This window comes from Streptomyces sp. NPDC043878, assembly GCF_056435735.1.
The window spans coordinates 23,515-33,631 of record NZ_JBWKDW010000023.1; the positions used below are offsets into that span (position 1 = coordinate 23,515).

The 10,117-nt window shown below is 71.3% G+C and carries 9 protein-coding genes and 1 pseudogene; 7 read left to right on the top strand and 3 right to left on the bottom strand.

The window, feature by feature from the left end; all coding sequences use genetic code 11:
- Positions 1–204: 204 nt before the first annotated feature.
- Positions 205–471 carry a DUF5302 domain-containing protein gene (locus AC07AZ_RS28080; RefSeq protein ID WP_478852493.1) on the top strand — a complete coding sequence of 89 codons (267 nt, stop codon included), beginning with the start codon at positions 205–207 and terminating at the stop codon, positions 469–471.
- A gap of 157 nt (positions 472–628) precedes the next feature.
- Here AC07AZ_RS28080 and AC07AZ_RS28085 read toward each other — a convergent pair whose 3' ends face one another.
- Complete coding sequence (locus AC07AZ_RS28085; protein WP_478852495.1) at positions 629–2,974, bottom strand: M4 family metallopeptidase; 2,346 nt, start codon at positions 2,972–2,974, stop codon at positions 629–631.
- 397 nt (positions 2,975–3,371) lie between these two features.
- Between AC07AZ_RS28085 and AC07AZ_RS28090 the strand changes: the two are divergent.
- The 3 genes and pseudogenes from AC07AZ_RS28090 to AC07AZ_RS28100 form a co-directional block, all read left to right on the top strand.
- A pseudogene (locus tag AC07AZ_RS28090) lies at positions 3,372–3,520 on the top strand (acyl-CoA dehydrogenase family protein); the annotation flags it as partial.
- 187 nt (positions 3,521–3,707) lie between these two features.
- Positions 3,708–4,157 (top strand): SPW repeat protein, encoded by a 450-nt coding sequence (locus AC07AZ_RS28095; RefSeq protein WP_478852699.1) that lies wholly within the window; start codon positions 3,708–3,710, stop codon positions 4,155–4,157.
- A gap of 147 nt (positions 4,158–4,304) precedes the next feature.
- A complete protein-coding gene (locus tag AC07AZ_RS28100; protein WP_478852497.1) occupies positions 4,305–4,547 on the top strand; it encodes an acyl carrier protein in 243 nt (80 codons plus the stop codon).
- A gap of 183 nt (positions 4,548–4,730) precedes the next feature.
- On the opposite strand, the gene AC07AZ_RS28105 is transcribed toward AC07AZ_RS28100, so the two are convergent.
- The gene (locus AC07AZ_RS28105; protein ID WP_478852499.1) at positions 4,731–5,246 is read right to left on the bottom strand and encodes a GNAT family N-acetyltransferase; all 516 of its coding nucleotides are present in this window, start codon (positions 5,244–5,246) and stop codon (positions 4,731–4,733) included.
- A 77-nt stretch (positions 5,247–5,323) separates the two neighbouring features.
- Between AC07AZ_RS28105 and AC07AZ_RS28110 the strand changes: the two genes are divergently transcribed.
- Positions 5,324–6,064, top strand: coding sequence for an SDR family NAD(P)-dependent oxidoreductase (locus AC07AZ_RS28110; RefSeq protein ID WP_478852501.1), 741 nt, complete (start codon positions 5,324–5,326; stop codon positions 6,062–6,064).
- A 739-nt stretch (positions 6,065–6,803) separates the two neighbouring features.
- Positions 6,804–7,280 carry an ATP-binding protein gene (locus tag AC07AZ_RS28115; RefSeq protein WP_478852503.1) on the top strand — a complete coding sequence of 159 codons (477 nt, stop codon included), beginning with the start codon at positions 6,804–6,806 and terminating at the stop codon, positions 7,278–7,280.
- Positions 7,281–7,335: 55 nt separating this feature from the next.
- Here AC07AZ_RS28115 and trhA read toward each other — a convergent pair whose 3' ends face one another.
- Entirely contained in the window at positions 7,336–7,995 is a 660-nt protein-coding gene (gene trhA, locus AC07AZ_RS28120) for a PAQR family membrane homeostasis protein TrhA (protein WP_478852505.1), read from the bottom strand.
- A 401-nt stretch (positions 7,996–8,396) separates the two neighbouring features.
- Between trhA and AC07AZ_RS28125 the strand changes: the two genes are divergently transcribed.
- On the top strand, positions 8,397–9,311 hold the full coding sequence (locus tag AC07AZ_RS28125; protein ID WP_478852507.1) for a serine hydrolase: 915 nt from the start codon (positions 8,397–8,399) through the stop codon (positions 9,309–9,311).
- Positions 9,312–10,117: the final 806 nt, after the last annotated feature.

A 10,117-nucleotide genomic window follows, 5' to 3' on the forward strand; every position in this document is an offset into this window, starting at 1 on the left:
CACAGCCGGCGCCACCTTCAGCACCGCGAGCCACCCCCGGCACGGCGGGAATCCCCCCTCCGGCACGGCGGAAGTGAGGGAAATGGCAGGGGTGAGGGCGGGGTGACGGCGAGGGTCGCGCGTCGTGCGCCCGAGGGCGTATCCCCGGCGCGGCGCCCGGCATGACAAGCTGTGGTTCCCAGTGCCCGACCTCAGGAGATCACCATGGCTGCCGAGTCCGCCCCGCAGGACAGTCCCGCGGACCTGCCCGAGGACAGTGCCGAGTCCGCGGAGGCCCCTGACACGGGGCTGGCCCCCGACGAGGACGGTCAGTACGACCTGAAGCGCAAGTTCCGCGAGAGCCTCGCGCGCAAGCGCGGTCAGCAGGCTGACGCCGCGGCCCTCGGCGCGAACAGCGACGCGTCGAAGATCCGTGGCGCGCACGGCCCGGCGACCGGCCAGCGGACGTTCCGGCGCAAGAGCGGCGGCTGACACGAACCCGCCCGCCACCGTTCAGCCGGTGGTACGGCACGGCCCGGCCCGCCATCCCACGGGGTGGCGGCCGGGCCGTGCCGCGTGACGGCACCGGCCGACGTACGGCGCGCCGGCAGGAGGCGCTGAGTCGAGCGAACCTGCGTGGCGGCTCGGATCAGAAGGTCAGGCTCCAGCGGTCGAGATAGCCGGGGTCGACGGTGAAGATGCCGGGCGTGTTGTCGGTGACGCGCAGTTTCCAGGTGCCGTCGGCCGGCAGCGCCGAGGCGTCGACGGTGAACGTGGTGTGCAGTTCGCCACCGGTGTCCCAGACGAAGTCCTTGACCAGCAGAGTGGTTCCGTCCTCGGCGACGAGTTCGATGACCTGCCCGCCGATGAAGTCGTGGACGAGGTCGACGCTCACCTTCAGGTCGGCGGGCGCGTTGCCGGAGCGGCCGCTGACGGTCAGGGGGGACTCGATGGTGCGCCAGTTGGGGATGTCGTAGCGGTCGGGATTGACGAAGTGGTCGCCGCCGGACGCCAGTACGCTCCAGGTGAAGGGCAGACTGCGGGTCTCGGCCGCGGAGTTGGTGACGCGCACGGTGACGGCGGAATCACCGGCCCGCGTCGGGGTGCCCGAGATACGGCCGCTCACCGCGTCGATGGCGAGCCCCTCGGGCAGGCCGCTCGCGGAGTACGCCAGCGCGCCGGGCCGCGTCGAGGTGGCGGTGATACGCCGGTCGACGGGCTGGCCGACGGCCGCCGCCCGCGCGGAGGGTGCGTCGGCCGCGATGTGACTCACGTAGCGGGGGCCGACGTTGACGGCGGCCCAGGCGTCGCCGACCGCTTCGTAGGCGTCGCTGGTGGTGCCGAACAGATCGGCCGCGGCCTGGAGGGTGGCGGTCCGCGCGCCGGCGTAGTCGGTGGTGCTGGTCATGTAGCGGGTCAGGGCCCGGTACCAGAGGTTGGTGGCGTTGTGCAGGCCCAGTCCGGCTACGGGCAGGCCGTCGTAGGTGGGGCTGTCGTAGCCGACGCCGTTGATGGTCCTGCTGCCGCTGCCCTCGGCGAGCAGGTAGAAGAAGTGGTTGGCGGCGCCGGAACTGAAGTGCGGGTCGAGCTTCTTCGTGCCGGTCGTCCAGTAGTCCTGCGAAGTGCCCTTCGCCGAGGCGTCCTTGGACGGCTGGTCCAGGTAGCGCAGAGGCTTTCCGGTGCCGCGGACGTCGGCGAGCTCACCGATCCGGTAGTCGGGCGTGTCCGTGGGGTTGTCGGCGAAGAACTCCACGGCGGTGCCCATGATGTCGCTGGTGGCCTCGTTCAGACCACCGGACTCTCCCGTGTAGATGAGGCCCGCGGTGGCGGAGGTGACACCGTGCGTCATCTCGTGGGCGGCGATGTCGAGTTCGGTCAGCGGTCGTCTGCCGTCGAGACCGTCGCCGTAGGTCATGCAGAAGCAGAGATCGTCCCAGAACGCGTTGGCGTATCCGCTGCCGTAGTGCACGCGGGACGTCGCGCCGACCCCGTCGTCGGCTATCCCGTCGCGGCCGAAGCGGTCGTGGTAGAAGTCCCAGGTCCGCTGCGCGCCGTAGGCCGCGTCGACGGCCGCCGTCTGCCGGTCGGCCGGTGTGCCGTCGCCCCAGGTGTCGTCGGGGTCGGTGAGCAGGGTCCGTATGCCGCCGCTGACGTCGTAGGTGCGGTGGCCGCCACGCTGAGGGTCCGTCAACTCGTAGAGCGCGCCGGCGCGTACGGAGGTGAGAGGCACCGTCCCGCTGTACTGGCTGTGCCCCTCCCCGGCCTGTATGTCGTCGTAGGAGGCCAGTCGCGCGCCGGTGTCGGCGTCCGTGACGACGTGCCGCCGGCTGGGTGTGCCGTCCTCGCCGGTGCCGGTGACAACGTTGTCCCAGGCCGGTCGTGCGGCTCCGTCGGCGGCCCAGACGACCCGGCGCGAGGAGGTGACGGCGCGCGCCTCCTCGGGTGAGCTGTGCTGCCTGGCGGCGGCGAGCGCCGACTTCCCGGCCTCCGCCGCCGAAAGGGTGGCCTTGGTGGTGGTCATGGACAGCGTCGCGGGGGAGGATCCCGCGACGGTGCGCTCACCGGCCCGCTCCCGCACGACGAGATCACCGCCGATCACGGGAAGCCCGGCGTAGGTGCGGCTGTAGCGGGTGTGCAGCGTGCCGTCGGCGTCCTTGACGACGTCGGTCGCCACCAGCTTCTCCCGGTTGCCGAGCCCGAGATCGTGCGCGGTTCCCGCGCTGTCTTCGGCGGCCCGCGAGAGCAGTCGCCGCCGCTGCGGCCCGGTCAGCGGGACGGTCCGCGCGCCGGATCGCGGGACGGCCTCGATGCGGTGAGGGGCGGGGGTGTCCCCGGCGACCGGGGCACCGGTCGGAGCGGGGGCGGCGTGCGCCGGGGCGGGCAGGGCCAGGAGCGCGGCGACGACGGCGGCCGCGGTCAGTGCCGAGCGTCTGTGACGGGTGGTGGGGTGCGGACGCGGGCGGGACGCTCGGCCCCGCTGGGGAGGGTTCAACACGAGTGCATCTCCTCTCGCCGGACGCCACGCGGGCGACCGACGCGAACAGGGTTGCCCACAGCCCCTGTTGGGGCCGCGGGCGACGGGTTGGCATGAGAGTGCGGCTCGGGTACGCGGTGATCGTTCCAGGCGGCACGCCGGGTTGTCACCACTGCGGTGATCGATGTCCGAAAGCCGGTCACCCCCACACGAGCCGCCGCCCCCCACCGCCGAACCACCACGTGTGCGTTTACGCCCCGGCAACACCGCTCTTACCTGGAGGTTTGTCCATATCCGGCCGGTGCTTGGGTGGGTGCGTGGCCTTGTGTGAGGTGGCCGACCGGTCAACTGCGCGCTCCCCGGCGCCGATTCGGCCGCGTGTCGGTCCCGGCCCCGACCGCCCCTCGCACGGTGCCGCGTCCGCGTCCAAGGGGGTCACGGCTACTCCACCGAGTTCGACGTGGAGCGCCGCTTCCGGGACGGGCGCTGATGATCGTCGGCGAGGGTACCAACGAGATCCGGCGCGACGTGATCGCCGGCCAGCTCGTCCGGCGCGGAGGACTCGACGGAGGACCCCCTCCTGATCTTCCCGGACCCGCGCCGCCGGAAATGTCCGTAAAGCTCGGGTAAGGGGATGATTCGGCGGTCCTGTCTGGGTACTCGCGCCTTCAGCTGGAACGTTCAGCGAGAACGTTCAGTGAAACCGCTCAGCGATCCCGAGGTGATCGAAGTGACGACTTCTCCCCGTTCGTCGATGGAAACCCATCCCGACATCCTCGCCATGCGGCACGAGTCGGCCGAACGCGCGGCGACCACGCCCCGGGCCCAGGCCATCGAGGCCATGGCCTTCCTGACCGGCCTCTACCTGGCGGCCTCACCGTGGATCGCCGGCTTCAACAACCTGTCGACGCTCACGGTCAACAACCTGATCGTCGGTATCGCCTACGCCCTGCTGATGAGTGGCGGCTTCGGCCGCGCCTACGAACGCACCCACAGCATGGCCTGGGCCGCCGCGGCCCTGGGAGCGTGGACCATCGTCGCGCCCTGGGTGGTGGCAGGTGACGTCAGCACGACCCGGACGATCGTCAACAACATCATCGTCGGCGCGATCGCGCTGCTGATGGCCCTGGCCGCCGGCGCGATGGCGAGGGTACCGCACGCCGACCGGTCCGAGTCGATGCGCTACGGCTCCGGGCGAGGCTGAAGCGGTACGGCCTCACACCCGGCTGGGAGCCGCTGACGCGCCGCGCCCGGCGGTGACGGACACCGGGCCGTCCGGGGCAGCTTCAGCCGCCGGGAAGGTGAGACCCGATCGTCGTCCCTGCTCCTCGTCTCTCAGGAGGACCATCCCATGGCAACAGGTGAAACCGGATTCAGCGACGTCGTGTACGACCTCGTCTCCGTCCAGTACCACTCCCTGAAGGCCGGGCATGACTACGGCCAGTACGTACGGGACGCGGAGAACGCGAACAAGAAGGAAATCGCCGAGTTCTTCCGTACCGTCATGGATCAGGATTCCGAACGAGCGGCCCGCTGCCACGAGTTCCTCGCCGATTTGTCCGGCACGCAGGACGCCGGCCCGGCTGCCTCGTGACAACGGCCACCGGGACGGAGCCCGGCCATGAGCGGCGGCCCGGCTCCACGGCCGGGGCCCGGCACACCGCCGGGCCCCGGCCGTCTTCGTCGGGGAGCCGTCGCGGACCCCGGGCGCCTCCGGTATCCCGACGGCACGACACACCGGCCGTCGGGATGCCGGGGGCGCCCGGGGCGCGGGCGTTCAGGCGGAGGCGTGGTCGTCCCGGGTCAGGCCGTAGACCGTGCAGGGGAGGCCGAGGACCTCGTCCTCGCGGAGGGGGGTGAACCCGAGACGGCCGGCGACAGCGATCGAGGCGCTGTTGCCCGGATTGATCATGGCGGTGATCAACGGGAGTTCCAGGGTGCCGAAGCCCCACGCGAGGACAGCGCGGGCCGCCTCCGTGGCGTACCTCCGGCCCCAGTGGGCGCGGGCGAACGTCCAGCCGATCTCCGTCTCGCCGAACTGCTCCCACCAGTGCAGTCCGCACCGGCCGATCGCCTCTCCCGTGGCCTTCAGTTCGACGGCACACAGGCCGTGACCGCGCTGGTCCCACTGCTGTGCGATGTCACGCAGGCGCCCCACGGCCCGCTCGCGGGTGTAGGCGCCGACGAACTGGTTGACGTCGTCGTCGGCGTGCAGGCGCACCCACCAGTCCGTGTCCGCGTCGGAAGCGGTGAGCGGGCGCAGCCGGAGACGTTCGGTCGTGATCACTGTCATTCGTCCAAGTCTCGCTCACGGCCCTCGCCCGCCCCGGGCCGACCCCCCGCCCGGAAGGCGTGGCAGGATCCGCGGGCATGAGGACGGAACAGGCGGATCGGCCCGTCGCCCTGGTCAGCGGCTCCACTTCGGGCATCGGAGAAGCCGTCGCGCGGCGGCTGGCGGCGGACGGGATGCGGGTGGTGGTGCACTCGCGGCGCAGCACGGAGGCCGGGCAGGCACTGGCGGCCGAACTCGGCGGCGCCTACCTGCGGGCGGATCTCGCGGTGGAGGAGGAGACCCGGGGTCTGGTCGAGGCGTCGCTCGACCGGTACGGACGGCTCGACGTGCTGGTGAACAACGCGGGCATCAGCCGGCCGATCCCGCACGACGACCTGGCCGCCGCGACCCCCGCGGACTGGCGCCAGCTCCTGGAGGTCAACCTGATCGCGCCGTGGGTGCTGTGCACGGCGGCGCTGCCGGCGCTGCGCCGTGCCCCGGCGGGCGGCAGCATCGTGAACGTCACCAGCCACGCCGGGGTACGTCCCAAGGGATCCTCGGTGCCGTACGCGGCGAGCAAAGCGGCGCTGAATCACGTGACCCGGCTGCTCGCCGCCGCGCTGGGACCGGAGGTCCGGGTCAACGCGGTGGCGCCCGGGCTGGTCGACACACCGATGACGAAGGACTGGGCGCAGGCGCACGAGCTGTGGCGCGACCGCGCACCCATGCGCCGTCCGGCCCAGCCCGCCGACGTGGCCGACCTGGTGGCGTCGGTGATCGCCAGCGGCTACCTGACCGGCGAGGTCATCATGCTCGACGGAGGACTCAATCTGACGTGATTCCTCCGTTGTTCGCGCCCGCCTTCGCGGGTGAGGCTCGACGGTGGGCGGTCACCCGCGAGCCGGGCCGATGCACGCGGGCCCTCACACCACGGAGGTACGACCATGCCGTGAGAGCCGTGATGCGTGCCCCGGCGACGTACGAGAAACGACGCGTCCAGGGCCGTACGCCATGTCCCGGCGGGAATCCCGAGGGGGGCCGCGCTCCGAGCCGCGTGGTCGTCCCAGACGCTTGCCGGTGTGCTGGGCGTGAGCGTCCCGAAGAAGTCGAAGATGACAGCGGCGAGGGGCATGGTGGGACCATAGCGCCCGCGGGGGCGCCGTATGGAGGAACGGGCGCCGCCCCCGGCCCTCCTGTCGAGACGGTCACGCCTCCTCGGCGGGCGTGGACGGCGGCTGCTCCGCCCTCCGCACGCCGACCCGCCCGGCGCCAACCCTCCAGGCCACCGGCCCGACCGGGGCCTGACCATGGATCTGCCCGTACCCCGGATTCGCCGGGATCGGGTCATGGATCTGCCCGTCCCCGGAGCTGCCGGGACCGGACCACGAACCCGCCCCTACCCCGGAGCTGCCGGGATCGCCGAGCCGTCCGGTCACCTCAGGCTTGTCATCCGCCCCCTCGGGGCAGTGGAGGGATCACTCGCCCGTTACCGTGGTCGTTGTCGGTGATCTCTGCTGTCACCTCGGTTGGCGGGTCGGTGTGGCCCAGCAGCAGACGCTCAGGAAGAGGGCGGTGTCCATGGACGAGGCTGTCCGGAGAGCGGATCAGCTGGAAGAGCAGCTGATGCGCGCGTCGGAGGCGTACGAGGGCAGACCGCCCGACGTCGCCCGGGCCCGTGATCTCGCCGCCGCGTTCCTGACACGTGTCCAGGCCGAACAGGGGCTGCCGGTGTCGGACCGGGCACTGGGCGTCGTACGGCTCGTGGTCAGTGAGCTGGTGACGAACGCGTGCAAGTACGCGCCGGGGCCCAGTCTCCTCGACCTGGAGCTGGCCGGGGGCAGCGTCCTGATCACGGTCTGGGACAGTGCCCCGGTGCTGCCCGTGGCCCGCGCAGCCGACCCCGGCCGGGTGGGCCAGCACGGCCTGGAGATCGTGATGGCGGTGTGCCAGAGCTTCGAGGTGCACCGCGAACCGGTCGGCAAACGTACGACCGCCTCGGTGATGCTCGCCGACGATCCGGGCGGCGACGTGGCCGGCCGCGAGCCGCTGTCGTGAGCCGCTGTCGTAAGCCGCTGTCGTAAGCCGCTGTCGTGAACCGGCTGCCCGGCGGCTACCTCGGCCGGTAGGTGAGCAGGCTGATCGCCACGTACTGGCAGACCCACGCGGCGACGGTGAGCGCGTGGAAGACCTCGTGGAAGCCGAACCAGGCCGGTGAGGGGTTCGGCCGGCGCAGTCCGTAGACGACTCCGCCGGCCGTGTAGAGGACGCCGCCGGACAGGGTCAGCACGAACACCGTCACCCCCGCGTGCTGGATCAGCGGACCGAACGCGGGGACGAGGGACCAGCCCAGCACGATGTACAGCGCCGTGTAGAGGGCTCGCGGCGCGTACGGCCACAGGCAGCGGAACAGGATGCCCACGCCGGCGCCGATCCAGATCTCCCACAGCAGGAGGGTGCGGGCCGTTCCCGTCAGGCCCAGCACGACGATCGGCGTGTAGGTGCCTGCGATCAGCAGGTACACGTTCGAATGGTCCGCGCGCCGCAGCACCTCGTACACGCGGGGCGACCAGCTACCGCGGTGGAAGAGGCCGCTGGTCGCGAAGAGCAGCAGACCGCACGCCGTGTACACCACGGCGGCGACTCTCGCCCTGCCCGCCGGAGCCAGCGCGGTCAGGACGACGCCGGCGACACACACCAGGGGCGCCATCGCCGCGTGCAGCCAACCGCGCAGCCGCGGCTTGACCTCCTCGACCAGCTCAGCGACCGACACCGCCCCACCCGTCCCATGTCCCGGGCCCGCCGGGGCCCCTCCGCCGCTCCGTCACCGTCCCGGGCCGGCGTCCCGGCCGCGGAGTCAGGCGTGACCTGCGCGCCATGCTTGACCTGGGCAAAGGTATCAACGCGCGGGACTCCACCCGAGATCAAGGTCATCGGACGGGCCCCCGGCCGGGGCCGTGGCGATCCTCACAAACACCGCTGAGCACGGCCTTTCGTGGCATTGGTCACGTCGTGGAGCGTTCTCCTTGTCTACGTTCGCAGAGTCCGCTTCGTCCGTTCGCAGAGTCCGCTTCGTCGCGCGCTCTGTCGCGGGGTGCGCCGGCCGTGCGCCACCGCGTGCGGGCCGCAGCCGCGGACCCGCCGACCGTCGTACACGAACCCCCGAGGCCCCTCATGCCGTACCGCCTGTCGTCCCAGCCGTCCCAGCCGTCCCAGCCGTCCCCGCGGAGCCACCGGACCCGTGTTCCGGGTGGCAGGCGCACCGGGGTCCGCTCGGCACTGCTCGCCGGCTCGGTGGCCACGCTCCTGGGGATCGGCGCCGCCGCCCCCGCCGTCGCGGCCACCGGATCGTCGCGCACCAGCACGGCCCCGGCCGGCGTCCCGTGGGCCCAGCCGCAGGGCAAGGCACGGGTGACGGCCGCGGTGCTCGACCTGGACACCCCGGGCGGCACGCCGCGGGTCTACGGCGACGACGTCCCGTACGACACCGCCAGCATCATCAAGGTCGACATCCTCGCCGCGACCCTGCTCCAGGCGCAGGACGCCGGGCGCCCGCTCTCCGGGCGGGAGCGGGCCGAGGCCGAGGCGATGATCCAGCACAGCGACAACGCGGCGGCGAACGCGCTGTGGCGGCGCATCGGCATGGCGCCCGGACTGCAGGCCACGAACAAGCGGCTCGGACTGACCTCGACCACGGGAGGGACCGGCGCCAAGTGGGGGCTCACCAAGACCACCGTGACCGACCAGATCCGCCTGCTGCGCGCGGTGTTCGACACCGGCCGGCCCACACCGACCGGACTGAGCGCGACGTCGCGGGACTACGTCCGGACGCTGATGAACCACATAGCCGCCGACCAGACCTGGGGTGTCTCGGCGGCCTCCGAATCCGGCTCGGCCCTGAAGAACGGCTGGCTCCAGCGCAGCACGACCGGGCTGTGGGACATCAACAGTGTCGGCCGGATCACGGCCGGCGGACACCACTACCTCGTCGCCGTGCTCTCCGACGGCAGCACCTCCATGCAGGACGGCGTCGCGCTGGTCGAGCGGGCGGCCCGGGCGGCGGTCTCCTCGTCCGAGCCCACCCACTGACGGCCCAGGTCGCCGCTGCGGGCGTCGCGTGAAGCGGTGGCCGTCGCGAGGCGCCCCGAGGACGCGAGCCTGCCCGCCCGCGTCGCAGAGTTCGGCCGACAGGGGGACGAGCCGTCCACGCTCACGCACCTCGGGCGTGCTGCGTCACCGGCCGACGTGGTCGGATCTGTGCCTACCGGCCGACGTAACTTGGATCCGTCCGTCCCGTCCGTCCCGTCGGTCCTCGACGGCCCATGAGCAGGACGCCCACAGCCGACGTTCCGAGGCCGCTCGACCGGCGTCGGGACAGGGAAAATTTTGATTCACGCGAGAGGAGGGCAGGAATTTAAACTTTCATTCCGTCGGCTGTTTTGCATTTCTCTGGCGCTGTTCGGTGCCAGGGTGCCCCGGATTGGGTCAACCGCTATGTCTGCCCGTGTTTCTCGCGAGTCAAACTGTGGCGTTTCGGGGGTGATCGCTGTCAGTGGGGGAGTGGTTGTCGGGAGTATCCTTGGATATTTGCCACTGCATCGCGTGAGCTTCCGGTTCCGTTGAAACTCCGGTCATGGTGCGTCCAATATCTCCACCGGTGTGTTCGCCCAAGTGAACCTCGTGGCGGCTGTTCTGCTGGTGGGCACCGTCTGTGGCCCCACCGATCCTCCGTCCTTATTTGGTGCAGTACCACCCAATCGGTAACTCGATCCCAAAAGTGACGCTTCGGGAATCTGGAGGTTACCGAAATGGAGCCCATTGACAGGCTTCCGTTCCCTGATCAATTATCTCGGTGCGTTCAGGTGGCCGAAATCGGCGACGGAGCCGAATGGTGC